At 69.5% G+C, this 25,187-nt stretch carries 21 protein-coding genes; 12 read left to right on the top strand and 9 right to left on the bottom strand.

All coding sequences use genetic code 11. The features are described 5' to 3' along the window. The first annotated feature begins 60 nt into the window (after positions 1-60). Genes SPK54_RS10150 through SPK54_RS10160 form a run of 3 tightly spaced genes read left to right on the top strand, consistent with a single transcriptional unit; the run spans position 61 to position 3,963 of the window. Complete coding sequence (locus SPK54_RS10150) at positions 61-864, top strand: RNA methyltransferase (protein WP_330947784.1); 804 nt, start codon at positions 61-63, stop codon at positions 862-864. Between the two features lie 37 nt (positions 865-901). Then, entirely contained in the window at positions 902-1,828 is a 927-nt protein-coding gene (locus SPK54_RS10155) for a phosphate/phosphite/phosphonate ABC transporter substrate-binding protein (RefSeq protein ID WP_330947785.1), read from the top strand. Next, positions 1,825-3,963 carry an EAL domain-containing protein gene (locus SPK54_RS10160; protein ID WP_330947786.1) on the top strand — a complete coding sequence of 713 codons (2,139 nt, stop codon included), beginning with the start codon at positions 1,825-1,827 and terminating at the stop codon, positions 3,961-3,963. Before SPK54_RS10155 ends, SPK54_RS10160 begins: the two co-directional genes overlap by 4 nt. A 19-nt stretch (positions 3,964-3,982) precedes the next feature. Here the strand turns inward: SPK54_RS10160 and SPK54_RS10165 are convergent, their stop codons facing one another. After that, positions 3,983-5,296, bottom strand: coding sequence for a hemolysin family protein (locus tag SPK54_RS10165; RefSeq protein ID WP_330947804.1), 1,314 nt, complete (start codon positions 5,294-5,296; stop codon positions 3,983-3,985). A 301-nt stretch (positions 5,297-5,597) separates the two neighbouring features. Here SPK54_RS10165 and SPK54_RS10170 point away from each other — a divergent pair, with 301 nt between their 5' ends. Both SPK54_RS10170 and SPK54_RS10175 read left to right on the top strand, forming a co-directional pair. Then, complete coding sequence (locus tag SPK54_RS10170) at positions 5,598-6,224, top strand: DUF47 family protein (protein WP_330947787.1); 627 nt, start codon at positions 5,598-5,600, stop codon at positions 6,222-6,224. 12 nt (positions 6,225-6,236) lie between these two features. Beyond that, positions 6,237-7,358 (top strand): inorganic phosphate transporter, encoded by a 1,122-nt coding sequence (locus SPK54_RS10175; RefSeq protein WP_330947788.1) that lies wholly within the window; start codon positions 6,237-6,239, stop codon positions 7,356-7,358. Between the two features lie 81 nt (positions 7,359-7,439). Here the strand turns inward: SPK54_RS10175 and SPK54_RS10180 are convergent, their stop codons facing one another. Further along, complete coding sequence (locus SPK54_RS10180; RefSeq protein ID WP_190281511.1) at positions 7,440-7,850, bottom strand: hypothetical protein; 411 nt, start codon at positions 7,848-7,850, stop codon at positions 7,440-7,442. Between the two features lie 47 nt (positions 7,851-7,897). Between SPK54_RS10180 and SPK54_RS10185 the strand changes: the two genes are divergently transcribed. Further along, positions 7,898-8,236: an MGMT family protein gene (locus SPK54_RS10185; protein WP_330947789.1), complete on the top strand. Its 339-nt coding sequence runs from the start codon at positions 7,898-7,900 to the stop codon at positions 8,234-8,236. A gap of 41 nt (positions 8,237-8,277) precedes the next feature. Then, complete coding sequence (locus SPK54_RS10190) at positions 8,278-8,946, top strand: rhomboid family intramembrane serine protease (RefSeq protein WP_330947790.1); 669 nt, start codon at positions 8,278-8,280, stop codon at positions 8,944-8,946. Positions 8,947-9,116: 170 nt separating this feature from the next. Here SPK54_RS10190 and SPK54_RS10195 read toward each other — a convergent pair whose 3' ends face one another. Next, complete coding sequence (locus SPK54_RS10195; protein ID WP_330947791.1) at positions 9,117-11,126, bottom strand: M13 family metallopeptidase; 2,010 nt, start codon at positions 11,124-11,126, stop codon at positions 9,117-9,119. A 201-nt stretch (positions 11,127-11,327) separates the two neighbouring features. Here SPK54_RS10195 and SPK54_RS10200 point away from each other — a divergent pair, with 201 nt between their 5' ends. The 3 genes from SPK54_RS10200 to SPK54_RS10210 all read left to right on the top strand — a co-directional run bounded on the left by SPK54_RS10200 (position 11,328) and on the right by SPK54_RS10210 (position 16,779). After that, complete coding sequence (locus SPK54_RS10200; RefSeq protein ID WP_330947792.1) at positions 11,328-13,298, top strand: oligopeptide transporter, OPT family; 1,971 nt, start codon at positions 11,328-11,330, stop codon at positions 13,296-13,298. A 60-nt stretch (positions 13,299-13,358) separates the two neighbouring features. After that, positions 13,359-15,422: a S9 family peptidase gene (locus tag SPK54_RS10205; protein WP_330947793.1), complete on the top strand. Its 2,064-nt coding sequence runs from the start codon at positions 13,359-13,361 to the stop codon at positions 15,420-15,422. A 103-nt stretch (positions 15,423-15,525) separates the two neighbouring features. Further along, positions 15,526-16,779 (top strand): DUF819 family protein, encoded by a 1,254-nt coding sequence (locus tag SPK54_RS10210; protein WP_330947794.1) that lies wholly within the window; start codon positions 15,526-15,528, stop codon positions 16,777-16,779. Positions 16,780-16,789: 10 nt separating this feature from the next. On the opposite strand, the gene corA is transcribed toward SPK54_RS10210, so the two are convergent. From corA to SPK54_RS10235, 5 genes are all read right to left on the bottom strand, one after another. Continuing rightward, on the bottom strand, positions 16,790-17,785 hold the full coding sequence (gene corA, locus SPK54_RS10215) for a magnesium/cobalt transporter CorA (RefSeq protein ID WP_330947795.1): 996 nt from the start codon (positions 17,783-17,785) through the stop codon (positions 16,790-16,792). A gap of 31 nt (positions 17,786-17,816) precedes the next feature. Continuing rightward, a complete protein-coding gene (locus SPK54_RS10220) occupies positions 17,817-19,013 on the bottom strand; it encodes a DUF4105 domain-containing protein (RefSeq protein ID WP_330947796.1) in 1,197 nt (398 codons plus the stop codon). Positions 19,014-19,053: 40 nt separating this feature from the next. Then, the gene (locus SPK54_RS10225; RefSeq protein ID WP_330947797.1) at positions 19,054-19,932 is read right to left on the bottom strand and encodes a transporter associated domain-containing protein; all 879 of its coding nucleotides are present in this window, start codon (positions 19,930-19,932) and stop codon (positions 19,054-19,056) included. A 75-nt stretch (positions 19,933-20,007) separates the two neighbouring features. After that, a complete protein-coding gene (gene ybeY, locus SPK54_RS10230) occupies positions 20,008-20,490 on the bottom strand; it encodes an rRNA maturation RNase YbeY (protein ID WP_330947798.1) in 483 nt (160 codons plus the stop codon). A gap of 9 nt (positions 20,491-20,499) precedes the next feature. After that, the gene (locus tag SPK54_RS10235; protein ID WP_330947799.1) at positions 20,500-21,474 is read right to left on the bottom strand and encodes a PhoH family protein; all 975 of its coding nucleotides are present in this window, start codon (positions 21,472-21,474) and stop codon (positions 20,500-20,502) included. 113 nt (positions 21,475-21,587) lie between these two features. Here SPK54_RS10235 and SPK54_RS10240 point away from each other — a divergent pair, with 113 nt between their 5' ends. Together SPK54_RS10240 and SPK54_RS10245 are read left to right on the top strand one after the other, a co-directional pair. Further along, entirely contained in the window at positions 21,588-23,249 is a 1,662-nt protein-coding gene (locus SPK54_RS10240) for an amidohydrolase (RefSeq protein WP_330947800.1), read from the top strand. After that, on the top strand, positions 23,246-23,572 hold the full coding sequence (locus SPK54_RS10245; protein ID WP_330947801.1) for a hypothetical protein: 327 nt from the start codon (positions 23,246-23,248) through the stop codon (positions 23,570-23,572). Before SPK54_RS10240 ends, SPK54_RS10245 begins: the two co-directional genes overlap by 4 nt. A gap of 66 nt (positions 23,573-23,638) precedes the next feature. On the opposite strand, the gene miaB is transcribed toward SPK54_RS10245, so the two are convergent. Then, the gene (miaB, locus tag SPK54_RS10250) at positions 23,639-25,039 is read right to left on the bottom strand and encodes a tRNA (N6-isopentenyl adenosine(37)-C2)-methylthiotransferase MiaB (protein ID WP_330947802.1); all 1,401 of its coding nucleotides are present in this window, start codon (positions 25,037-25,039) and stop codon (positions 23,639-23,641) included. Between the last annotated feature and the right edge of the window lie 148 nt (positions 25,040-25,187).

Genomic DNA, 25,187 nt, shown 5'->3' on the forward strand with positions numbered 1-25,187 from the left:
GACGGCGGAAAAGAGCAAATCCCGGCGCAGCGGCCGGGTTGCAAAGTTTACCATTCGCACATGAATGCACCATCCAATCCCGCGCTGGCTGAGCGGCTGCGCATCGTCCTGGTCGGCACCCAGCACCCCGGCAACATCGGTTCCGCGGCGCGGGCGATGAAAACCATGGGCCTGTCGAGGCTGGTGCTGGTCGCGCCCGAGAAGGCGCCAGACCGCGATACCCAGGCCATGGCCGCCGGTGCCGACGACCTGGTGGAAGCAGCGCCGGTCTTCGCCACCCTGGCCGAGGCGGTGGCGGACTGCCGCTGGGTGCTGGGCGCCACTGCGCGCAACCGGCGCATCCAGCTGGAGCCGCTGCACCCGCGCGATGCCGCGGCCCGCGCGTTGCAGGCCGCGACCAGCGGCCCGGTGGCGCTGGTGTTCGGTCGCGAACGCACCGGCCTGGATAACGACGAGCTGCAGCTCTGCCACGCGGCCGTGCACATTCCTTCCGACCCGGCGTTCAGCTCGCTCAACCTGGCCGCCGCCGTCCAGGTGCTGAGTTACGAGCTGCGCTGCGCCCTTCTGGACGGCGCCGGCGCAGGCGTTGCCACTGCGGAGGCCGCGCGCACGCCGCCGCCGGGTGATGGCGCCGCGTCGCACGCCGAGCTGGAGGGCTTGTTCGGCCAGCTGGCGGAAACACTCGACCAGATCGACTTCCACAAGGGGCGGGCGCCTGAGTCGGCCATGCGCAAGCTGCGCCGGCTGTACCTGCGCGCCAACCTCGACGCCGCTGAAATCCGGCTGTTGCGCGGGGTGCTGGCCGATGCCCAGCGAATGGCGCGTTTGGCAGGCGAAGCTTCACACGACGGCAAAATCGGTTAGCCTCGTAGCGGGAAGACAAGGGGAAATACCTGCATCCATGCGTCGCCTGATGCCAGCGCTGCTGTGCCTGTTGCTGGCATGTGCGCCCTCCGCGCGGGCGCAGGGTCCCTCGGTTGCGGACGATGCCAGCGTGCTGGTGCTGGGGCGGGTCAGCGATGACCCCAAGGCGCACTACGACCAGCTCAAGCCGCTGCTCGACTATGTCATTCCGCGCATGGCCCCGGTTGGCATCCGCAGCGGCCGCATCCTGATGGCCAGGGATCTGCAGCAGATGACCAGCTACCTGCGGCGTGGCCGGGTGGACTGGATCAACGAAACCGCCGGCAACGCGGCGGTGCTGGAGCAGCGCGGGGTGGCCCGCTCGTTCCTGATCAGCGAGCGCGAGGGCGCGACCCGCTACCACAGCCTGTTCTTCGTCCGCCGCGACAGCCCGGTGCAGTCGCTGCAGGACCTTGCCGGCCGCAGCGTGGCCTTCCAGAGCCCGCTCTCGACCAGCGCCTATTTCCTGCCCGCGGCGCAGCTGCTGGAGGGCGGCCAGTCGCTGGAACTGCTGTTGTCGCCGATGGACAAGCCTGCGCCGGACCGGGTGGGTTACGTGTTTGCCCGCACCGAACTGAACATCGCCACCTGGGTCCACAAGCGGATGGTGGATGCCGGCGTGCTGAGCAACCTGGACTGGATCAACCCCGCGCGGATGCCGCCCGCGTTCTCCCAGGATTTCCGCCTGGTAGCGCGCACCCAGGACGTTCCCCGCGCGCTGATGCTGGTACGCCACGGGCTGGACCCGCGGGTGGAGTCGCGCCTGCGCGAGGTGCTGATGGAAGCGGCCTCCGATCCGGATGCCAGCGAGGCGCTGCGGCGGTTCATGGACACCGCCCGGTTCGTGCCAATCGGCGATGACGACCGGCGCGCGCTGGGGCGGCTGGCGACCGGCGTGCAGCGCGTGCGGGCGGAGGTCGAGTGAGGCGCACCGGCCTGAACCTGCAGCTGCGCTTCCAGGTCGGGATCCTGGTGGTGCTGGGCATCGTCGTGCTGATGATGGTGATGCTGTGGAACCGCCAGCAGACCAGCCAGCGCGAGGTCGTCGGCATCGCCCGCCAGAGCACGCACGCGCTGCTGTCCGAGCAGATGCGCGCCGGCGGCGAGGCGCAGGTGCGGCAATTGGCCGATGCCCTGGCCAACCCGATGTACTACTTCGACCTCGACGCCATCGGCATCCTCACCCGCAGCGCGCTGCGCGCGCCGGACGTGGATTACGTGCTGGTCTACGATCCGAAGGGCCGCATCCTGCATGACGGCTCCGGCGACATCGCGGCGTTCGGCCAGCCCATGAACGACGGCCTGGCCGCCGAGATCGTCGCCGCCAAGGGGCCGCACACCCGCCAGACCGACGCGCTGCTGGATGTGTCCTATCCGATCGCGATCGGCGACGAGCGCCTTGGCGGCGTTCGCATCGGCTATTCGATGGCGACCGCGGCGCGCGCCGAGGAGCGTGCGCTGGACGGCCTGCGTGCCGGCTTCGACGACGTCAATCAGCGCAGCCTGAACTGGCTGCTGCTGCTGTGCTGCGGGTTCGGCACGCTCGCGCTGGTCGGGGCGGCGGTGCTGCAGCACATGCTGGTCAAGCCGATCCGGATGCTGGGCGACGCGGCGCGCCAGTTCGAGGCCGGCGACTTCGATTCGCCGGTGCCGGAGAGCCGCCGCAACGACGAGCTGGGCGACCTGATCCGGACGTTCGGGCGGATGCGCGAGAGCGTGGTCAGGCACGACCGCGACATCCGCCGGGTTGCCTACAGCGATGCCCTGACCGGACTGTCGAACCGGCTGGCGTTCCGCGAGTCGCTGGAGCAGCGCCTGCGCGAGCAGCAGGGTACGGGTTGCCAGCTGGCGCTGCTGTTCGCCGATCTCGACGACTTCAAGCGCGTCAACGACACCCTTGGCCACGAGGCGGGCGACGAGGTGCTGCTGCAGGCCGCCGCGCGGATCGAGCGCGCGGTGCAGACGGTGCAGGACGCGGACACGCTGGTGGCGCGGTTCGGCGGCGACGAGTTCGTGATCCTGCTGCAGCCGGGTGGCCCGGAGCCCGACAGCGACGTGCGCGGCAAGGCGATCCGCCTGGCCGAGGCGCTGGTGCTGTCGCTGAGCGAGCCGATGCTGCTGCACGGGCGGCAGGTGCTGCTCGGCACCTCGGTGGGCGTGGCGATCTTCCCGGACGATGCTGGCAGCGCGTCGCTGTTGATGAAGAACGGCGACATCGCGATGTACCAGGCCAAGATGGCGGGCAAGAACTGCTACCGGTTCTACAGCCGCACCATGGACCAGGCGATCGAGCGGCGCGTGCGCATGGAGCACGACCTGCGCGGCGCCTGGGAGCGCGGCGAGCTGACCCTGGTCTACCAGCCGATCTACCGCACCCGCGACCGCGTGCTGGTCGGCGCGGAATCGCTGTTGCGCTGGAACCATCCCGAGGATGGTGCGATCGCGCCCTCCGTGTTCATCGATGTCGCCGAGCAGAGCGGCCTGATCGAGGCGATCGGTTTGCTGGCGCTGCGCAACGCCTGCCACGAGGCCGCCAGCTGGCCGGTGCCGACCGGGGCAGGGGAGGCGCCGTTCGTGTCGGTCAACGTCTCGGCCCGCCAGCTGCGCAGCGGCGACCTGCTCAGGCAGGTGGCGAGCGCGCTGCAGCAGAGCGGCCTGCCGCCGGAGCGATTGCATCTGGAGTTGACCGAAACCGCGGTGATCAGCGATGAGGCCAATGCAGCCGCGCTGCTGGGGCGGTTGCGCCAGCTTGGCGTGAAGGTCTGGCTCGACGATTTCGGCACCGGTTACTCAAGCCTCAGCCATCTGCGGCGCGTGCAGGTGGACGGGCTGAAGATCGACCGCAGCTTCATCACCGATCTGCTGCGCGACCCTGACGATCTGGCGCTCACCAGCGCGATCGTCGCGATGGCCCACTCGATGGGCGTCACCGTGGTGGCCGAGGGCGTGGAGCGGGCGGGGCAGTTCGAGCTGCTGCGCGAGCGCGATTGCGATCTGGTGCAGGGCTACTGGCTGGGCCACCCGATGGGCGGGCAGGACTTCGTCGCGCAACTGGGCTGAGCGGCCGCTCCGTCCGGCGTCAGCCGTCGCCTTCGATGCGTGCGGGCTGCGGCTCGCGCTGCAGCAGCAGCTTGTCGATGCGCGGCCCGTCCAGGTCCACCACCTCCACCCGCCACGGGCCGATCCGGATGTGCTCGCCCACGTGTGGGATGCGGCCGAAGCGGGCAATCAACAGGCCCGCGGCGGTGCGGTATTCCAGTTCGTCGGCGTCGGCCAGGCGTTCGCCCGTCAGTTCGCGCAGCTCGTCCACGTGCAGGCCGCCATCCACCAGCAGCGAGCCGTCGTCGCGCTTGACCACCAGCGCTTCGTCGTTGTCGCCTTCGCCGGCGGTTTTCAGCCGGCCGATCACCGCGTCGACGATGTCGCTGACCGTGACCATGCCCTGGATATCGCCGTATTCGTCGACCACCAGCGCCAGCGACTGCTGTTCCTCCCGCAGGATCTCCAGCAGCTTCATCGCGTGGGTGGATTCCGAAACGAACAGCGCCGGGCGCAGGTCGCGGAACAGCTCGGGCTGCGGCCGGCCCAGTTCATCGAGCAGGGTCTTCACTTCCAGCACGCCGGCCACGTCGCTGTCGTCGCCCCGATAGACGGGGTAGCGCGAGAACTCGTGCTCCTGCATCGTCGCCAGGTTTTCCGCCAGCGATGCGGAAGCGTCCAGCCAAGCGATGCGCGTGCGCGGGGTCATCAGGCTGTCGGCGGTGCGGTCGCCCAGGCGCATCACCCGGTTGAGCATGTTGCGCTCGTCCAGGTCGAACACGCCCTGTTCGTGGCCTTCGCTGACCAGCAGCTGGATTTCCTCTTCGGTGACCTGCGAGCCGTCGCTGCGGTCCATCCGGAGCAGCCGCAGCAGGCCGCGCACGGTGGCGCTGAGCAGCCACACCACCGGGCTGGCCAGCCGCGACAGCCAGTGCATCGGCAGCGCCACCGCGGCCGCCAGGCGCTCGGGCGCCAGCAGCGCCAGCCGCTTGGGCAGCAACTCCCCCAGCACGATGCTGAAGTAGGTGATCAGGCCCACCGCCAGCACCGTTCCAAGCGGGCCGGCGTAGTGGCCCAGCGAGGGAGCATTCCTGCCCAGCCAGTCGCCGATCAGCGCGCCCAGCGCCTCGCCGCCCAGCATGCCGGTGAGGATGGTGATCAGGGTCAGGCCCACCTGCACAGTGGACAGGAACTGTTCCGGGTGCTCGGCCAGCTGCAGCGCCTTGTGCGCGCGCCGGCTGGTGGCGGCCTGCTGCTTGAGCCGCCCCTTGCGCGAGGTGACCACCGCCATCTCCGACAGCGCGAAGAAGCCGTTCAGCAGGATCAGGGCGAGGACGATCAGCAGCAGTTCCAGCACGGGACGTTACCGGGCGCGGGCGGGGGAATGGAGCGGGTGGGCCGGACGGGGCACGGCGCAGCGGCCGCGGCAGGGTGCGCGGCGCGGGGACAGGCATGGCGGCGGCGGAGGATGATCGTCCATGGGCTGCGCCGGAGCGCGGGCGCATCATAGCAGGCCGCCGCGGCGTCTCCCCCGGTCTCGGCCCGGAGCCGCGGCTGAGGCGGGTGCCGGACTGTCACGCGGGCGTCATAATTGCGCCTTATCGTTGCAACCGTTTTTACATCTTCACCTCCACTCCAGACCCGGGGCCACACCCATGTTCTCCCTGCAAACCATTTTCGGCTCCGGCGCGCAGTTCTATTCGCTGCTGGACGACGCGGCCACGGCCGCCCATGACAGCGCCAAGGCGCTGCACGCGATGATGAGAGAGGGCGACCGCCAGCCCGCGCTGGACGCCTTCAAGCTGGCCCGCCTGCGCGAGCGCACCGCCGCCGAGAAGATCAGCCAGGCGCTGGTGGACAGCTACATCACCCCGATCGAGCGCGAGGACATCGAGGCGCTGGGCTCGGCCCTGCACAAGATCCCCAAGCAGATCGAGAAGTTCGCCGACCGCTACGCGCTGGCCACCCAGCACCTGGCCCACATCGACTTCGCGCCGCGCGCGGCGATGCTGGAGCAGGCCGCCGAAGTGGTGGTGCAGATGGTGGACGAGCTGGAGCGGATGAACCTGGACCGCATGACCAAGCTCAACGAGAAGCTGCGTTCGATCGAGAACGAGGCGGACCGGCTGATGCTGGAGCTGTACCGCGAGATCTATTCCGGCAATCTCGACAGCCTGCAGATGTTCCTGCTCAAGGAGTTCTTCGAGATCCTGGAAAAGGCCATCGACCGCTGCCGCGAGGCGGGCGTGGTGGCCTACCAGATCGTCCTCAAGAACAGCTGACGGAGCCACGTCATGCTGACGCTCGTGCTTGTGGTGATCCTCGCCGCGCTGGTGTTCGAGTTCATCAACGGCTTCCACGACACCGCCAATTCCATCGCCACGGTGGTGGCGACCAAGGTGCTGTCGCCGGGCCAGGCGGTGATGCTGGCGGCGGCGATGAACCTGATCGGCGCGCTGATGGGCACCGCGGTGGCCAAGACCATCGCTTCCGGCCTGATCGACACCGATGTCGTGCAGGTCACCTCGCAGGTGATCCTGTGCGCGCTGCTGGGCGGCATCGCCTGGAACCTGATCACGTGGTGGAAGGGGCTGCCGTCCTCGTCCTCGCATGCGCTGATCGGCGGCCTGTGCGGTGCGGCGCTGGCCGCGGCGCACAACGACCTGGATGCGCTGATCTGGTCGAAGACCGTCGGCGACTGGACCCAGAACAAGGGCCTGCTGTGGAAGGTGGTGGTGCCGATGATCAGTTCGCCGGTGGCCGGGTTCCTGCTCGGCGTGCTGGTGATGGTGGCGCTGTGGGCATTGATCGCGGGCCTGTCCCGGGCCGGCGGCTGGCTGGGGCGCCTGGCGCGTCCGAACTTCGTCAACAAGTTCTTCGGCAAGGCGCAGATCCTGTCGGCGGCCTACATGGGCTATGCGCATGGCCACAACGACGCCCAGAAGACCATGGGCATCATCGCCCTGACCCTGTTCGGCGCCGAGGCCAGCGGTGCGCTCGACGACCTGCCCGGCTGGCTGGGTTTCCTGCATCCGGGCAATGCCGGAGAGCAGGACATCGCCACCTGGATCGTGCTGACCTGCGCGCTGGTGATGGCCGCGGGCACCGCCTCCGGCGGCTGGCGAATCATCAAGACGCTGGGCCACAAGATGGTGAAACTGCACCCGATCAACGGCTTCGCCGCGGAAACCAGTTCGGCCACCATCCTGACAGTGGCGGCGCACTTCGGCATGCCGGTCTCCACCACCCACAGCATCTCCACCGCGATCATGGGCGTGGGCTTCGCCAAGAACCCGCGGGCGCTGAAGATCGGCGTGATCGAGCGGATCGTGTGGGCGTGGATCCTGACCATCCCCGCGGCGGGCGGCATCGCCTACGGGCTGCTGCGGCTGCTGGAGGCGCTGGGCTGGGCCTGAGTCCGTTCGCGGCAGCGCTCGCCAACGAAAAAACGCCGGCGCAAGCCGGCGTTTTTGCTTCGGCCGGCGCGGTGGCGCGGCCTAGAGCAGGTCGCCGCCGGCCGACATGCGGCGCTCCATCTCGTCGCCGGTGCCGCCGATTTCCAGCACCAGGCGGTCGATCTCCGCCGCGTTGAGGCAGTCGTACGGGCGGTTCTCGCACAGCTGCAGGTAGGGCACGCCGTCGAGCTCGCCGATCGCCAGGTAGCCGACCCGGCTCTGCCAGTTGAAGGCGAGCGCGCGGCGCGCATCCATGCCCGTGGTCGGCGCGATCGCGGTGCTCACCCGCAGGTAGTTGCGGCCGTCATCGTCCTGCAGCTCGGCCAGGAAAATCGCCTGGTGGCGCTTGCCCTGCGCCAGCGACAGCTCCACGCAGGCCACGAACGGATCCAGCAGGGTGAGCCGGTAGCCGGCGGACACCAGGTGGCTGCGGATCTGCTCGAAGTTGTGCATGGCGGTCGGCGATCGGCTGGGAGTGTCGGGCTATGCTAACCCGGAACATGAAGTCGTCGCCCTTCACCCCCGAGCAGCGCATCCTGGCCGCGATCCGCGCGGTGCCGCGCGGGCAGGTGGCCAGCTACGGCGCCATCGCGAGGCGTGCGGGCCTGCCCGGACGGGCGCGGCTGGTGGCGCGCATCCTCGGCCGCAACGAAGACCCCGGATTGCCCTGGCATCGCATCCTGCGCTCGGATGGGCGCATCGCGTTCCCCGGGGAATCGCCGGAGTTCCATGAACAATGCCGGCGCTTGCGTGCCGATGGCGTGGAGCCGCGCAACGGCCGGGTTCGCTTGCCGGAGGATGAAGGGACGCTGGATGCAGCCCTGTGGGCGCCGCGCTGAGCGGCTATGATGCGTTGCAATGTAACCGGAATGTCGCACGGATGCCGTTCAACCTCCCCCGAGTCACCAAGGCGCTGCTGATCGCCAACGGCGTCGGCTTCCTGCTGCAGTGGCTGCTGGGCAACCAGCGGCTGGTGGCCCTGATGCTGTGGCCGTGGGGCGATGTCGATTTCGACCCGGCGGGCATGGCGCCCGCATTCATGCCGTGGCAGCTGGTGAGCTACAGCTTCCTGCATGGCGGCTTCCTGCACCTGGCCTTCAACATGCTGGCGCTGGCCATGTTCGGCGCGCCGTTGGAATACACCTGGGGCGAGCGCCGCTTCCTGACCTATTACCTCGTGAGCGTTGTCGGCGCCGGCATCTGCCAGCTGCTGGTCGGTTCCTATGCGCTGGCGCAGGGCGCCGACCCGTATCCAACCATCGGGGCGTCGGGCGGCGTGTTCGGCCTGCTGCTGGCCTACGGGATGCTGTTCCCCCACCAGAGGGTGATGCTGCTGTTCCCGCCGATCCCGATGAAGGCGCGCACGCTGGTGATCGTGTACGGGCTGTTCGAGCTGGGCTTGGGCATCACCGGGCTGCAGCCGGGCGTGGCGCATTTCGCCCATCTCGGCGGCATGCTGTTCGGCTGGCTGCTGATCCGCCACTGGCGTGGCCAGCCGCCGTTCGGCGGCCGCGGCCGCGGCGGGCCGAAGATGCGGATCGTGCGCTGACAACCGGCTTCGCTCTTCCGGTCAGGCGCGCAACCGCGACGCTCCGCTCCTGCTGAGGAGCGCACCGCAGGGGCGCGATGCTCTTTGCGTGACCCGGCGAAAGCGTTCGCCCCCGCCCGGTGCGCGCCTGCGCGCACGGGGCATGTGCGAACGACGTGCGGGGAGCGCGATTACTTGAAGACGGTGACGCGTTCGTCCGCCTTCGGCTGCATCGGCATGCCGGCCTTGCAGGCATAGGCGGCACCGAAGGCGGGCTGCTGCATCACCACCGCATTGGCGCGCCACGGACCCGGCGCGCGCACGTCCTGGCGGGCGCGGATCTCGGCCTCGTCGCGGGTGACCTGCTGCGCCCACAGGTGCGCCCAGCCGGTATAGAAGGCCTTGTCGGCCTGGGCGCCGCCGTCCGGCCGTGCCGCGAGCAGCGCGGCATGGGCCAGCTCCAGCCCGACCAGGTCGGCGATGTTCTCGTCGCGGGTGAGCGCCCCGTCCACCCGGGTGCCGCTCAGGCCCGGGTAGGGCAGGCCGGCATACAGGGCCGTCACATTTTTCGCCAGCGCCTCCCAGGTAGCCGCTTCGCCGGGGCTCCACCAGTCGCGGACCTCGCCCTTGGCGTCGATGTGGCGGCCGCGACCGTCGATGGCATGGCTGAGTTCGTGGCCGACCAGCGCGCCGAAGGCACCGTACTGGGCATCCACCGGCATGGCCATGTCGAGCACCGGCGCCTGCAGCATGGCGGCAGTGACGATCAGGCGGTTGTGGGCGAGGTCGTAGGCCAGCGCCGGCTGCTGCGGCAGCACGTCCCAGCGGCGGTTGGCGTTGCCCTTGCCGATCCGCTTCATCTCCTGGCGATGCCGCCAGGTGGAGGCGATCAGCATGTTGCCGCCGAAGCTGCCGCGGCCCATCGGCTGCACGGTGTAGTCGAGATCGTAGCGCGGGGTGCCGATCTCGATGCGCAGGCGCTCGAGCTTCCTGCGGGCCTCGTCCTTCGCGGGTTCGCCCAACAGGCTGCTGCCGCCCACCTGCTTGACCAGTGCATCGCGGACCTGGTCGGCAATGGCTTCGGCCTGCTTGCGGGTGGCGTCCGACAGGTGCGTGGCGGCGTACTCGCGGCCCAGCATCGGGCCGGCAGCCAGGTTGATCGCGTCCAGCGTCTGCTGCCAGCGCGGCGCGGGTTCGGCCTGGCCCAGCAGCACCTTGCCGCGGAAATCGAACGCGGCCTGCCGCCAGGATTTCGCCAGGTACGGCGCCATCGCGTCGCCCACCCGCCAGCGCAGGTAGGCCTGCCATTGCGCGGGCTTGAGCGAACCGACCAGCGCGTCGAGCTGGGCGAACATCGCCGGGTTGGCCAGCGACACGGTGTCGTCGTTGACGCCCTGCACCTGCAGGAACGCATCCAATTGCAGGTTGCGGTACTGCTTGCCCAATCCGGCGGTGGCCACCGGTGCGAAGGAATTGCGCGGGTCGCGCAGCTCCACCAGCGGGCGCGCCAGGGTGGCGATGCGTTTTTCCAGATCCAGCACCAGCGCGGTCTGGGTTTCGATGTCCTGCTGCGCCACGCCGGTCAGGGCGAGGATCTTCCGGATGTAGTCGGCGTAGCGCGCGACCAGCGCCTTGGTGTCGGCGTCTTCGCGGGTGTAATAGGCCGGATCGGGCAGGCCCAGGCCGCCCTGGCTGAAGTAGCCGAGGTGGCGGTCGAGGTCGCGCAGGTCGATGTCCGCGCCGAAGTGGAAGGCCACCGGGATGCCGACGTGATGCAGCGCGGCGATGGCCGGCGCGATGTCCTTCGACTTGCGGATCGAATCGATGCGCTTGAGCAGCGGCGCCACCGGCGCGGCGCCGTCGCGCTCCACCGCCGCCTCGTCCAGCCCGCTGGCCCAGAAATCGCCCAGCAGCTTCTGCACGTTGTTCTGCGGCGCATTCATGGCCGCATCCAGCAGGTCGCGCTGCTGTTGCTGTGCGCGTGCGGTGAGCTGGCCCAGCGCGGAAATCGCGCCGCTGGACGGCATCGGGTTGGCGGCCAGCCAGCCCTTGTTCGCCTCTGCGTAGAAATCGGCGCAGGCCGGGGGCGTCGCTGCCTTCTTCTGCGCCGGCTTCTTCTTCGCGGCCATGCCGGCAGGCGAGGCCAGTCCGGCGGCGAGGGCGATGACCAGGGCGGTGGCGAGCGGGCGCGCTGTCGGCATGCGGTGGATCTCGTTCGCAAGGGGGGCGGCCGAGTTTAGCAGCGCGTTCCGACGCTGCCTGCGTCACCGGTTCAGCGCGACTTCACCCCGCGCCGGGATGTCCGCCGCCCGGACCGCGGCGGCAGGCGCGACCTGCCGCACTGGACTTGGCGGGCGGCAGCCGCTAGGTTTCGTCGATTGCCTTCCCGACGAGGATGTCCCATGTCGAACCCTGCCAAGGCCGTCCCGCAGCTGACCCTGCGCGCGGTGATCCTGGCGATCGTGCTGGCGGTGATCCTGTCCGCCGCCAACGCCTACCTCGGCCTGTTCGCCGGGTTGACTGTCGCCACCGCGATTCCCGCCGCCGTCGTGTCGATGGGCGTGCTGCGGCTGCTTGGCGGCGGCACCATCCTGGAAAACAACATCGTCCAGACCGGTGCGTCCGCGGGGTCGTCGATTGCCGCGGGCGTGATCTTCACGATCCCGGCGCTGATCATCCTGGGCTATTGGGACGACTTCAAATATTCCTGGGTGCTGGCGATCGCCGGCCTCGGCGGCCTGCTTGGGGTGTTGTTCTCGGTGCCGCTGCGGCGTTCGATGATCGTCGAGGAGCCGCTGCCGTTCCCAGAAGGCAAGGCGGCCGCGGAGGTGCTGAAGGCCGGCGAGAACCCCGGCCCCGGGCTGAAGATCCTGGCTTTCTCTGCGGCGATTGGCGCGTTCCTGAAGGCGGCAGCGGCCAGCGGCATGAAGTTGATCCCGGACACTGCCGCGGGTGCCGGCTTCTTCGGCAAGTACCTGGGCTACATGGGCACCAACCTGTCGCCGGCGCTGCTGGGCGTGGGCTACATCGTCGGCCTGAACATCGGCATCGTGGTGCTGTCCGGTTCGATCCTGTCCTGGCACATCGCCATTCCGCTCTACCACATGTTCTTCCTTGATGCCGACCCGGCGCTGGCCACCAGCATCGCCGGCGCGGGCGCGGAGGATATCGCCGGCGCGATCTGGTCGGCCAAGATCCGCTACCTGGGCGTCGGTGCGATGCTGATCGGTGGCGTATGGACCCTGTTCTCGCTGCGCAAGTCGCTGCTGTCGGGCGTCAAGAGCGGCGTGGCCGCGGCGCGCAAGGGCAGCGGCGAGCAGGTGGCGGAGACCGAGCGCGACCTGCCGATGAAGTGGATGCTGGTGGCGCTGGTCGCGTTCGTGGTGCCGCTGCTGCTGCTGTACCAGGCCATCGTCGGCATGTGGAGCGTGAGCATCCCGATGGCGGTCATCATGATCGTCGCCGGCTTCCTGTTCGTGTCGGTGTCGGCCTACCTGGCCGGCCTGGTGGGCAGTTCCAACAACCCGGTGTCGGGCATCACCATCGCCACCATCCTGTTCGCCTCCGCGGTGCTGCTGGTGCTGCTGGGCGAGGCCGGGCGGATGGCGGTGGGCAGCGCGGGCGCGCCGCTGGGCGCGGTGGCCGCGATCATGATCGGCGCGGTGGTGTGCTGCGCGGCCGCAGTGGGTGGCGACAACCTGCAGGACCTCAAGGCCGGCTACATCGTCGGCGCCACCCCGTGGAAGCAGCAGCTGATGCTGGGCATCGGCGCGTTCTCCTGCGCGCTGATCATGGCGCCGGTGCTGAACATCCTGTCGCAGGCCTACGGCATCGGCGCGCCCACCGCCGAGCATCCGAACCCGTTGTCGGCGCCGCAGGCCACGCTGATGGCTTCGGTCGCAAAGGGCATGTTCGGCGGCGAGCTGCCGTGGACGATCATCGGCATCGGGGCCGTCGTCGGCGCGGCGATCATCGCCATCGACGAGTGGCTGAAGGCCAGCGGCAAGAGCTTCCGGGTGCCGGTGCTGGCCGCGGCCATCGGCATCTACCTGCCGCTGGAGCTGATGGTGCCGATCTTCCTTGGCGGCCTGCTGGCCTATCTGGTCGAGAAGCGGCACGGCATCGTCGGCACCCGCGACGAGGCCCTGCGCGATCGCGCGCATCGTCCCGGCGTGCTGTTTGCCGCCGGCCTGATTACCGGCGAGGCGCTGATGGGCATCGCGGTGGGCGTGGCGATCTATGCCACCAAGGACCGCGAGGTGCTCGCCTTGCCCGCCCAGTTCCAGCAGGGCGAGGTCGTTGGCCTGGTCGTGCTGGCGCTGGTGGGCTGGCTGCTCTACCGCACCGGCGCCAAGGCCAACCCGAACGCCTGATCCATCCGGCGCCCGCGCCTGCGCGGGCGCCTCCATTTTCCGCTGCACGGAACCACTGCCATGACGCTTCGCCACGCCATCCTCCCGCTTGCCCTCGCCCTGTCCCTGCCGGCCGCCGCCAGCGCCGCCCAGCGCGGTTTCACCGTGCAGGACATGGCCTACATGGATCGCCACTCCTCGCCGACGCTGTCGCCTGACGGCCGCGTGCTGGTGTTCTCCAAGCGCACCGTGGACAAGGCCACCAACAAGTCCACCACCACGCTGTGGATGCGCAACCTGGTCACGCGCGACATCGCGCCGCCGAAGCAGGTCTCGCCCGAGGGCTGGAGCGTGAATTCGCCGGCGTTTTCGGCCGATGGCGGCACGCTGTACTTCCTCAGCGCCAAGTCGGGTTCGATGCAGCTGTACGCGATGCCGGCCGCCGGCGGCGACCCGAAGCGGCTGACCGACTTCGCCCTCGACGTGGACGGCTACAAGCTGTCGCCCGACGGCAAGCGGGTGGCGCTGGCGTTCGCGGTGTTTCCGGACTGCAAGGCCGATCTGGCGTGCACCAAGCAGAAGCTCGACGACGAGGCCGCGCGCAAGACCACCGGCCTGCTGTTCGACCGCATGTTCATCCGCCACTGGGACGCGTGGAACGACGGCCGCCTGAACCGCGTGTTCGCGGCGCCGCTGGGCGACGGCATGCTGACCTCGGCGACGCTGCTGAGCGGCGACATCCACGGCGACATCCCGTCCAAGCCGTTCGGCGACCTGTCGGACTTCGCCTGGTCGCCGGACGGCAAGAAGGTGGCGATGAGCGTGCGCCAGGCCGACCGCAGCGAGCCGTGGAGCACCAATTTCGACCTCTGGCTGGTGAATGCCGACGGCAGCGGCGCGCGCAACCTGACCCAAGCGAACAAGGCCTGGGACGCCGGCCCGGTGTTCAGCGCCGACGGCAAGACCCTGTACTACCGCGCGATGGCGCGCCCCGGCTTCGAGGCCGACCGCTTCGCGCTGATGGCGATGGACCTGGCCTCCGGCAAGACGAAGGAGATCGCGCCGCGCTGGGATGCCTCCGCCGACGGCATCACCCTCTCGGCCGACGGCAAGTGGCTCTACACCACCGCGCAGGAGCTGGGCCAGCACCCGCTGTTCCGCGTCTCGCTGGCCAACGGCGAAGTCGAAAGCGTGGTGAAGGACGGCAGCGTGTCGGCCTTCGACCTGGCCGGGCCGACCCTGGCGTTCTCGCGCAACACGCTGAAGACCGGCGATGTCATCGCCACCACCAGCGCCGACGGCAAGTCGCCGATCCGCGCGATCACGCCGTCGGCCGGCGAGATGCTGCCGGACGTGGCCTGGGGCGCCTTCGAGCAGTTCAACTTCATCGGCTGGAATGGCGAGACCGTGCATGGTTACGTCGTGAAGCCCTGGAACTACGAGGCCGGCAAGAAGTACCCGGTGGCCTTCCTGATCCACGGCGGCCCGCAGGGCAGCTTCGGCAACGGCTGGAGCTACCGCTGGAACCCGCAGACCTACGCAGGGCAGGGCTACGCGGTGGTGATGATCGACTTCCACGGCAGCACCGGCTACGGCCAGAAGTTCACCGACGCGATCAGCGGCCACTGGGGCGACCGCCCGCTGGAAGACCTGCAGAAGGGCTGGGCGGCGGCGCAGCAGAAGTACGGCTTCCTCGACGGCGACAAGGCCTGCGCGCTGGGCGCCAGCTACGGCGGCTTCATGGTCAACTGGATCGCCGGCAACTGGAATGAACCGTGGAAGTGCCTGGTCAGCCACGACGGCGTGTTCGAGAACCACGCCATGGGTTATGCCACCGAGGAGCTGTGGTTCAGCGAGTGGGAAAACGGCGGCACGCCGTACGAGAACCTCGCCGACTACCAGAAGTTCAACCCGGCCAACCATGTGGCCAACTTCAAGGTGCCGATGCTGGTGATCCACGGCCAGCTGGACTACCGGATCCCGGTCGAGCAGGGCATCGCGCTGTTCACCGCCAACCAGCGCAAGGGCGTGGAATCGCAGTTCCTGTACTTCCCGGACGAGAACCACTGGGTGCTGAAGCCGCAGAACAGCGTGCAGTGGCACGAGACGGTGAATGCCTGGTTGAAGAAGTACATCGGCCAGTGACGCCTGTTCACGGCATCCCGGCATTGCCGGGGTGCCGCTTTCCCCGCCGCAAAGAAGATGAAGCCCGGTGCTGGCGCTGGCCGGGGATGGGAGCCGCCTGCACATGAATGAAGTTTCCGGCACTGCGCTGATCGGCAGCGACGCCGCCGTCCTGGGCCTGCTTGCGGCCATCCTCGGCTTCGTGTTCTGGGGCGCCGCGCGCGAGCAGGGCATCTGGAAGAAATTCTATGCGGTGGTGCCGGCTCTGCTGCCCTGCTACCTGCTGCCGGCGGTCGCCAACAGCACCGGCCTGATCGACGGCGCCGGCTCGGGCCTGTACCCGATGGCGCGCGACTACCTGCTGCCGGCGTCGCTGGTGCTGTTCTGCGTGTCGATGGACATCGGCGGCATCGTCCGGCTGGGGCCGAAGGCGCTGATCATGTTCCTCACCGGCACGGCCGGCGTGATGCTGGGCGCGCTGGTCTCGTTCACCGCGATGGGCGCGCTGCACCCGGAAACGGTGGCCGGCGAAACCTGGCGGGGCATGACCACGCTGACCGGCAGCTGGATCGGCGGCGGCGCCAACCAGGCGGCGATGAAGGAAGTGTTCGAGGTCGATGCCACCCTGTTCGGCCAGTTCGCCGCGGTCGACGTGATCGTGGGCTACGTGTGGATGGCGGCGCTCCTGTTCATGGCCTCGCGCGCGGACTGGTGGGATCGCTGGCTGAAGGCGGACACCTCCGCCATCGACGCGCTCCGCAAGCGCATGGCCAGCTACCAGGAGCAGCACGCGCGGATCGCCTCGCTGACCGACCTGATGCTGATCTTCGCGGTGGCGATCGGCGCCACCGGGCTTGCCCACCAGCTGGCCGAGCCGCTGGTCGCGTGGATCCGCTCGCTGCCCGCCGAATGGCGGCTGCAGGACTACAGCCTGGATTCGCGCTTCTTCTGGATCGTGGTGATCGCCACCGCGGCCGGGGTGCTGCTCAGCCTGACCCGCGCGCGCCAGCTGGAGGGCGCCGGCGCCTCGAAGGTCGGCACCGTGTTCCTGTACGTGTTGATCGCCACCATCGGCATGCAGATGGACCTGAAGGCGCTGGCCGACAAGCCGCTGCTGCTACTGCTGGGGCTGATCTGGATCCTGGTCCACGCCGGGCTGCTGCTGCTGGTGGCGCGGCTGATCCGTGCGCCGCTGTTCTTCATGGCGGTCGGCTCGCAGGCCAACATCGGTGCCGCTGCCAGCGCGCCGGTGGTGGCCGGTGCGTTCCACCCGGCGCTGGCGCCGGTCGGCGTGCTGCTGGCGGTGCTCGGCTACGTGCTCGGCACCTACTGCGCCTACCTGACCGGAGTGATGCTGCAGGGCCTGGCCGGCGCCTGAGGGCGGCCGGCTACAGCCAGTCGATCCGGCGCAGGTAGCGGTACAGGCCCACGCAGACCAGGCCCACCACGCCGATCAGGGCCAGGTAGGAATAGCGCCCGTGCAGTTCCGGCATGTGCTCGAAGTTCATGCCGTACCAGCTGGTGATCAGGGTCGGCGCCGCGAGCAGCGCGGCCCAGCCGGCCAGGCGCTTGACGATCTCGCCCTGCGCCACGGTGACCAGCGAGAGGTTCACGTTCATCGCCGCGGCCACCATCTCGCGCAGGGTGTCGATGCTGTCGCCCACCCGCGCGGCGTGGTCGAGCACGTCGCGGAAATACGGCTTCACCTCGTCGGGGATGGCGAACGCCGGGGTGCGGATCAGCTGCGAGAGGATGTCCTGCATCGGCGCCACCGCCAGCCGCATCTGGGTCAGCTCCTTGCGCAGCGCGTACAGGCGCTTGATGGTGCCGCGCTTGTAGCTTTCGGCGAACACGTCCTGCTCCAGCGCGTCGAGCTCGCGCTCGTAGTCCGACACGATCGGCTGGTAGTTGTCGACGATGAAATCCAGCACCGCGTGCAGGGCGACGCTGGGCCCCTGCGCGAGCAGGTCGGGTTCGCGCTCCAGCCGCTGCCGCACCGACGCGAAGCTGAGCGAGGCGCCGTGGCGGACCGTCATCAGGTAGCGCGGGCCGATGAAGACGTGGGTTTCGCCGAAGCGCACGTGGCCGTCCAGCTGCTGCGCGGTGTGCGCGGCGATGAACAGGCTGTTGCCGTAGGGTTCGACCTTCGGCCGCTGGTGCGCATGATGGGCGTCCTCCACGGCGAGGTCGTGCAGGCCGAACTCGTCCTGCAGCGCATCGAGCAGGCGCTCCTCCGGCTCGTACAGCCCGACCCAGACGAAGCCGCCGTCCGCATCCGCGAGCACGTCGCTGATCTCGTCGAGGGTGATGTCGCGGCGATGGCCGTTGCGGTCGTAGGCCGCGCAGTTGACCACGCAGGCGGGCAGGACGGTGCTGGCGTTCATCGCCGCATCCTGCCCGCGCGCGGCGGGCGCATCAAGCGCGCGACGGCCGCGGCCAGCAGCGGGCGAGCGCGAAATGCAGCGGCAGCAGCAGCGCGATCCAGTGGCCGTTGCGTTGCGGCACGGCCTGCAGCCACAGCGGCAGGCAGGCCAGCGCCGCCAGCACCGCCACCGCCACCAGCAGCGCGCGGAAGCGCGGCGACGGCGTGCGTCCGCGCAGCAGCGCCCACGCGCCGGGCAGCAGCAGCAGGCACAGCGGATCGAACAGCAGCAGGTTGCGGTTGGCCCACAGCGCGCGGTGTTCGGTGAACGCCCAGCCCAGCGCCAGCACCGCGCCCAGCAAACCGCACAGCAGCCAGAACCCGCCGGCCAACGCCGCCAGCGTGCGCGGGCTGCGCCGCGCCATGGCCAGCGCGACCAGCGCGAGCGCGATGCCCGCCAGCAGCCACGGCCACAACGGCCAGGCCCGTTCCATCGGCTCGGCGGCCTGCCGCTGCGGCAGCAGCTCGATTTCCGATGCCACCAGCGGACGGCCGTCGGCGCGGGTCGCCTTGCGCAGGTCGTCGGCCAACCGGCGGGGCACGAAACCCTGCTCCCAGCGGGACAGCGCGCGGTCGCCGTAGGGCCCGATGCCGATGTCGAAGCCCAACCACATCCACGGCGCCGGCGCGGCCAGCCGCAGCGATTCGCTGCGGTAGGTATCGCCGCTGGAGCGGCCCTCCAGCTGCTTGCGCAGGCGGCCGTCCAGCGCCCTGTCCAGCGCGTCGCGCACGCGGGTAGCGCAGTTGTCGGTGAAGTAGTCGTAGCGGTAGCGCGCGTTCTCGGGCCTGGCGTTCTCGGCCAGGTCGGCGGCCAGCCGCCGCGCCTGCACGGGGTCCAGGTCCAGCCATTGCAGGGTCGCGCCGCGGCCGACCTCGCGGTAGTAGGCCAGGTCTTCTTCCAGCGGCAGCGCCACCAGCAGATAGCGCATCTCGCCCTTGGCGAAGCGCGCCGCGAAGCCGTCCTCGTCCAGGTCGAAGAAGCCGAAGTTGTAGCTGACCGGGCCGGGGCCGGCCGGATCGTCGACCACGATCGCATCGTGGCCGAAGCGTTCCCAGAAGATGTCGCCCGGCCCCATCGTCACCACGCCGATGCGCGGGGCGGGGAGCTGCGGCGGCGCCGCAGGTTGCGCCCGTGCGAATCCGGCCGCGCAAAGCAGCAGCAAAAGCGCCCACAGCGCGGCGATGCGCATGCCCCGTTCCGCCGGTTCCGTCAGCGCGGATACGGCGGCCTCAGGCCTCCGCATGCACGCCCACATGCAGCGCGATCAACCGGCGCGCATCGGCGCGCGCCACGCGGAAGCTGAAGCGGCCCAGGGTCAATTCCTCGCCGGCTTCCGGCAGGTGGCCGATGGCGGCGGTGAGCAGCCCGCCGATGGTGTCGTACTCGTCGTCGTCGAAGTCGGCGCCGAAGCGTTCGTTGAAGTCGGCGATCGGGGTCAGCGCATCCACCACGAACTGGCCGTCGGCCTGCGCCGCGATCAGCACACCCTCGTCGGCGGCATCGTCGTGTTCGTCGTCGATGTCGCCGACGATCTCCTCCAGCACGTCCTCGATGGTGACCAGCCCCGCCACGCCGCCGTACTCGTCGATCACGATGGCCATGTGGTTGCGCGACTGCCGGAACTCGCGCAGCAGCACGTTGAGGTTCTTCGACTCCGGGATCAGCACGGCCGGCCGCAGCAGCGCGTGGATGCTGGCCGGGCCGTTGTCGGCGACCACCCCGCGCAGCAGGTCCTTGGCCAGCAGGATGCCCAGGATCTCGTCCTTGTCCTCGCCGTGCACCGGGAAGCGCGAGTGGCCGGATTCCACCACCTGTTTCATCAGGTCCAGGAACTTGCCGTCCGCGGGCAGCGCCACCATCTGCGAGCGCGACACCATCACGTCGCCCACGGTCATGTCGGCGATGTTCACCGCGCCTTCCATCATCCGCAGGGTGTCGGGGCCGATCAGGCCGTCGGCCTGCACGTCCCGCAGCAGTTCGACCAGGTCCTCGCGGCTGGTCGGCTCGCCGGAAAGGGCGGCACTGATGCGCTCCAGCCAGGATCGGTGGGGTTTCTCGGCGGGTCTTTCTTCAGAGTCGGCCGGGAGCCGACTGTCGTCCTCGGACATGGGGCGTGGGGGCCTCGTGGTTGCAACGGTGTGGAGTCTAGCGAATCCGCGTGGCGGCGGCAGGAACGGCGTGGCTCAGGCGTCGAGGTAGGGGTCCGGCAGCCCCAGCCCGGCCAGGATCTCGCGCTCCAGCTGCTCCATCGCCTCGGCCTCCTGCGCGTCTTCGTGGTCCCAGCCCAGCAGGTGCAGGCAGCCATGCACGGTCAGGTGGGCGTAGTGCGCGTTCAGCGGCTTGCCCTGTTCCCGCGCCTCGCGGGCGACCACCGGCGCGCATAGCACCAGGTCGCCCAGCAGCGGCAGCTTCACGCCCTTCGGCAGGCCTTCCGGCAGTTCCGCCGGGAAGCTGAGCACGTTCGTGGCGTAGTCCTTGCCGCGATAGTGGTGGTTGAGCGCGCGGCCTTCCTTCTCGTCGACGATGCGGATGGCCAGGTCGGCTTCGCGGATGCGGCCTTCCAGCGCCGCCGCCACCCACTTGCGGAAGCTCACCGCGGCCGGCACGCCGGCACGGGGCGCGGCATAGCCAACGGCGACATCAAGATGGATCGGCCCCTTCGTCATGCCCGCATCCTACGCCTGTCCATTGGCCGCATCGCGTGCTTCGTACGCATTCACGATGCGCGCCACCAGCGGGTGCCGGACCACGTCGCGGGCCTCGAAGAAGGTGAAGCTCACCCCCTCCACCCCGCGCAGCACCTCCACCGCGTCCTTCAGGCCGGACTTCTGGTGCTTGGGCAGGTCGATCTGGGTCAGGTCGCCGGTGATGACCGCGGTGCTGCCGAAGCCCAGCCGGGTCAGGAACATCTTCATCTGCTCGATGCTGGTGTTCTGCGCTTCGTCCAGGATCACGAAGGCGTCGTTGAGCGTGCGCCCGCGCATGTAGGCCAGCGGCGCGATCTCGATGACGTTGCGTTCCAGCAGCCGCGCCACCTTTTCCACCCCCAGCATTTCGTAGAGCGCGTCGTACAGCGGGCGCAGGTACGGATCCACCTTCTGGGTCAGGTCGCCCGGCAGGAAGCCCAGCTTCTCGCCGGCCTCAACCGCCGGCCGCACCAGGATCAGCCGCTGCACCCGCGACTGGTTCAGCGCGTCCACCGCCATCGCCACCGCGAGGAAAGTCTTGCCGGTGCCGGCCGGGCCGACGCCGAAGTTGATGTCGTGGCTGGCGATGGCCTGCAGGTAGCGGCGCTGGTTGGCGCCGCGGCCGCGCAGGGTGCCGCGCTTGACCCGCACTGCGATGTCGTCGGTTGCCGGTGCGGCCGCTGCCGGCGCAGGTTCGTCGCCGGCGAAGGCGCCCAGGCGCAGGTGCACGGCATGTTCGTCCAGCGGCTCGCTGGCAGCATCCTCGTAGAGCCGGCGCAGGAACGATTCCGCGCGCGCGGCCGTCTCGGCATCGTCGGCGTCGACGCGGAACACGCTGCCGCGGTTGGCGATCGCCACGCCCAGGCGCAGCTCGACCAGGCGCAGGTGGGCGTCGAACGGCCCGCTCAGGTTGGCCAGGCGCTCGATGTCGTCCGGCTCCAGGGTGAAATCGCGATGTGGCATAGACCGCGCAGGGTAGCGCGGCCGGGGAGTGTCCGCCACGTTGCGGCAGCGCGGCTTGCCTCCCGCGGGCCGCTTGTCGCATTGTTGCGGGATCGTTTTTTCCGGGGATCAAAATGCGCAACCTCACCTGGGCCCTGCTGGTGGCGCTGTCCGCGGCGCCGGCCTTCGCCGCCGACGTCACCGTGCTGACTGCCCACCGCATCCACACGATGGACGCCGCGCGGCCGCAGGCGCAGGCAATGGCCTTCGACGCGTCGGGCAAGGTGCTCGCGGTCGGCGAGGCGGAGGCGCTGCTGGCCCGTCATCCCGGCGCGAAGCGGCTCGACCTGGGCAATGCCACCGTGGTGCCGGGGTTGATCGACGCGCACGGCCACATGTCCGGCCTGGGCTGGGCGATGCTGACCGCCGACCTGGTGGATACCGCCAGCAAGGCCGAGATCCTGGAGCGGCTGCGCGCCAAGGCGAAGGAATTGAAGCCGGGCGAGTGGCTGATCGGCCGCGGCTGGGACCAGAACGACTGGCCTGAGAAGACATTCCCGACTGCCGCCGACCTGGATGCGGCGTTCCCCGACCGGCCGGTCTGGCTGTCGCGCATCGACGGCCATGCCGGCTGGGCCAACAGCGCCGCCATGCGCGCGGTCAAGCGTGACCTGTCCGGCAGCTGGCAACCGGACGGCGGCACCATCCATCGCGACGACGCCGGCCAGCCGACCGGCGTGTTCATCGACAACGCGATGGCGCTGGTCGATGCGGCGCAACCGGCCGCCAGCGAAGCCACCGCGGAGAAGGCGCTGGCGCTGGGCATGCGGGCGGCGGTGCAACACGGCCTGACCGGCGTGCACGACGCCGGCGTTCCGCTGGCGGAGTTGCGGCGCTACCAGCGCCTGGCGGATCGCGGGCAGGTGCCGCTGCGCATCTACGCGATGGCCGACGGCAACAGCGCCGCGCTGGAATCGCTGTGCGCCAACGGCCTGTACCGGCATCCGTCCGGCCGCCTGCAGATGCGCGCGGTCAAGCTCTACGCCGACGGCGCGCTGGGCAGCCGCGGCGCGGCGATGCTCTCGGACTACAGCGACGACCACGGCAATCGCGGCCTGCTGGTGATGTCGCCTGAGGAGCTGGCCGCCGCCACTGCCAAGGCGCGCCGCTGCGGCGTGCAGGTGGCTTCCCATGCCATCGGCGACCGCGGCAACCGGATCGTGCTGGACACCTATGCCCGCGAGCTGGGCAAGGACGCGGCCGGCGGCCATCGCTGGCGCATCGAGCACGCGCAGATCCTCTCGCACGAGGACCTGCCGCGGCTGGCGCAGCTGCACGTGATCGCCTCGATGCAGCCCACCCACGCCACCAGCGACATGCCGTGGGCGGAGGACCGGGTGGGGCCGCAGCGCATCGTCGGCGCCTATGCGTGGCGCCAGCTGCGCGACGCCGGCACCCATCTGGCGCTGGGCTCGGACTTTCCGGTGGAATCGGTGGATCCGCGCCTGGGCCTGTATGCCGCGGTGAGCCGCGCCGATGCGAAGGGCCTGCCGGCGGGCGGCTGGTATCCGGACGAGAAGCTGACCGCCTTCGAAGCCTTGCGCGGCTTCACCCTTGAGGCGGCCTACGCCGGCTTCGCGGAGAACGAAGTCGGCAGCCTCGCGCCCGGCAAGCGCGCCGATTTCGTGGTGCTGGCCGAAGACCCGCTGGCGGTGCCGGACGCAGCCTTGCGCACGCTGACGGTCCAGGCCACCTATGTGGACGGCAAGCCGGTGTTCGAGGCGGGGCGGAAGTGAGTGACAGCGGTGGCTGTGTCGATGGCATCGCCGTGGGCGAAGCAGCCGCACCGCGGTCGAAGGCGTGGGGAATCACCTTCGTGGTGTTCGGCCTGTTCCACATCGCCGACTGGCTGTATGGCGGACTCGACGAACCGTTCCGGCTCATGACCGGGCTGGGGTTCCTGTTGCTGGCGCCGGAGGCATTCCGCAACCCGATCAGCCTGCGCATGCCATTGCGGCAAGCGTTCGCGCCGCGGCCACGGGCGAGTGGGGCGCATGACTGGCTGGCGGCGCTGGGCGTCCTGCTGTTGCTCGCGGCGCTGGCGATGCGCTGGCTGTGATGCGGGGCGGTCGCCGGGCCGGAGCGCTTGCGCCCCGGCCTGTTGGCGGCCCGCGTTTGCCCCGGGTCAGGCGACGGCTTCGGCGGTGGTGACCACCCGCCCGCGCAGCGAATTGCTCAGCGCGGCGGTGATCTCCACGTCCACGAAGTGCCCGATCAGGCGCGGGTGCGCGGGGAAATTCACCGAGCGCATGTTCTCGGTCTTGCCGGTCAGCTCGTTCGGATCCTTGCGCGACGGGCCTTCCACCAGCACCGTCTGCACGGTGCCCACCATCGCCTGCGAAATGGTCGCCGCGTGCGCGCTGATGTGCTTCTGCAGGCGGTCCAGCCGCGCGTGCTTCTCCTCGCTGCTGGTGGTGTCCTCGAGATCGGCCGCGGGCGTGCCCGGCCGGCGCGAATAGATGAACGAGAAGCTCTGGTCGAAGCCGACGTCCTCGATCAGCTTCATCGTCTTCTCGAAATCCGCCTCGGTCTCGCCGGGGAAGCCGACGATGAAGTCGGACGAGACCGAGATGTCCGGCCGCACCGCGCGCAGCTTGCGGATCTTCTGCTTGAACTCCAGCGCGGTGTAGCCGCGCTTCATCGCCGACAGGATGCGGTCGCTGCCGGCCTGCACCGGCAGGTGCAGGTAGTTGGCCAGCTTGGGCACGTCGCGGTAGGCCTCGATCAGCGAGTCGGAAAATTCCAGCGGGTGCGAGGTGGTGAAGCGGATGCGGCCGATGCCGTCGATTTCGGCAATCGCGCGGATCAGCAGCCCCAGATCGGCAACCTCTCCGCCATCGCCAAGCGGCCCGCGGTAGGCGTTGACGTTCTGGCCCAGCAGGTTGACCTCGCGCACGCCCTGCGCGGCCAGTTCGGCCACTTCGGTCAGCACCGACTCGAACGGGCGGCTGATCTCCTCGCCGCGGGTGTAGGGCACCACGCAGTAGGAGCAGTATTTCGAGCAGCCTTCCATGATCGAGACGAAGGCGGTCGGCCCTTCCGCGCGCGGCTCGGGCAGGCGGTCGAACTTCTCGATCTCGGGGAAGCTGATGTCCACCTGCGGCCGCCCGGAGTCGCGCCGCTCGCGCAGCAGTTCCGGCAGCCGGTGCAGGGTCTGCGGGCCGAACACCAGGTCCACGTAGGGCGCGCGGTCGAGGATGGCCGCGCCTTCCTGCGAGGCCACGCAGCCGCCCACGCCAATGATGACGGGGCGCTCGCCTTGCTTCAGGCCCTTCCAGCGGCCCAGCTGGCTGAATACCTTTTCCTGCGCTTTTTCGCGGATCGAGCAGGTATTGATCAGGATCACGTCGGCTTCTTCGGCGTTCGTGGTCAGTTCCATGCCTTCCTCGGCGTGCAGCACATCGGCCATGCGGGCCGAGTCGTACTCGTTCATCTGGCAGCCGTGGGTCTGGATGTAGAGCTTTTTTGCCCCGGGGCGCGACGGGCGGGCGGGCGGCGGCGAGGGCAGCGGATGCAGATCGGTCATGGCAGGTGTCCGGGGCGCGGCGGGTAGTCCGGGCCGGTGAGGGGAGGGCAATTCTACTGGCAGCTCATCCTGCCTGAACGAGAGCCATTTAAAATGGTTCTTCTCCCAACTGAGGGGAAAGGCGCACGGCCGACCGGGCAGACTTGCT

It is taken from the genome of Thermomonas sp. LB-4 (genome assembly GCF_036409385.1).
Taxonomy (GTDB): domain Bacteria; phylum Pseudomonadota; class Gammaproteobacteria; order Xanthomonadales; family Xanthomonadaceae; genus Thermomonas.

Bases quoted from the DNA above. Each gene is read 5' to 3' on its own strand.
- ybeY (WP_330947798.1), bottom strand. From the start codon at position 20,490: ATGACGAAGGGGCCGATCCATCTTGATGTCGCCGTTGGCTATGCCGCG.
- SPK54_RS10225 (WP_330947797.1), bottom strand. From the start codon at position 19,932: ATGTCCGAGGACGACAGTCGGCTCCCGGCCGACTCTGAAGAAAGACCC.
- SPK54_RS10185 (WP_330947789.1), top strand. From the start codon at position 7,898: ATGAAGTCGTCGCCCTTCACCCCCGAGCAGCGCATCCTGGCCGCGATC.
- corA (WP_330947795.1), bottom strand. From the start codon at position 17,785: ATGAACGCCAGCACCGTCCTGCCCGCCTGCGTGGTCAACTGCGCGGCC.
- SPK54_RS10155 (WP_330947785.1), top strand. From the start codon at position 902: ATGCGTCGCCTGATGCCAGCGCTGCTGTGCCTGTTGCTGGCATGTGCG.
- SPK54_RS10235 (WP_330947799.1), bottom strand. From the start codon at position 21,474: ATGCCACATCGCGATTTCACCCTGGAGCCGGACGACATCGAGCGCCTG.
- SPK54_RS10220 (WP_330947796.1), bottom strand. From the start codon at position 19,013: ATGCGCATCGCCGCGCTGTGGGCGCTTTTGCTGCTGCTTTGCGCGGCC.
- SPK54_RS10190 (WP_330947790.1), top strand. From the start codon at position 8,278: ATGCCGTTCAACCTCCCCCGAGTCACCAAGGCGCTGCTGATCGCCAAC.
- SPK54_RS10200 (WP_330947792.1), top strand. From the start codon at position 11,328: ATGTCGAACCCTGCCAAGGCCGTCCCGCAGCTGACCCTGCGCGCGGTG.
- miaB (WP_330947802.1), bottom strand. From the start codon at position 25,039: ATGACCGATCTGCATCCGCTGCCCTCGCCGCCGCCCGCCCGCCCGTCG.
- SPK54_RS10240 (WP_330947800.1), top strand. From the start codon at position 21,588: ATGCGCAACCTCACCTGGGCCCTGCTGGTGGCGCTGTCCGCGGCGCCG.
- SPK54_RS10210 (WP_330947794.1), top strand. From the start codon at position 15,526: ATGAATGAAGTTTCCGGCACTGCGCTGATCGGCAGCGACGCCGCCGTC.
- SPK54_RS10150 (WP_330947784.1), top strand. From the start codon at position 61: ATGAATGCACCATCCAATCCCGCGCTGGCTGAGCGGCTGCGCATCGTC.
- SPK54_RS10205 (WP_330947793.1), top strand. From the start codon at position 13,359: ATGACGCTTCGCCACGCCATCCTCCCGCTTGCCCTCGCCCTGTCCCTG.
- SPK54_RS10195 (WP_330947791.1), bottom strand. From the start codon at position 11,126: ATGCCGACAGCGCGCCCGCTCGCCACCGCCCTGGTCATCGCCCTCGCC.
- SPK54_RS10180 (WP_190281511.1), bottom strand. From the start codon at position 7,850: ATGCACAACTTCGAGCAGATCCGCAGCCACCTGGTGTCCGCCGGCTAC.
- SPK54_RS10175 (WP_330947788.1), top strand. From the start codon at position 6,237: ATGCTGACGCTCGTGCTTGTGGTGATCCTCGCCGCGCTGGTGTTCGAG.
- SPK54_RS10170 (WP_330947787.1), top strand. From the start codon at position 5,598: ATGTTCTCCCTGCAAACCATTTTCGGCTCCGGCGCGCAGTTCTATTCG.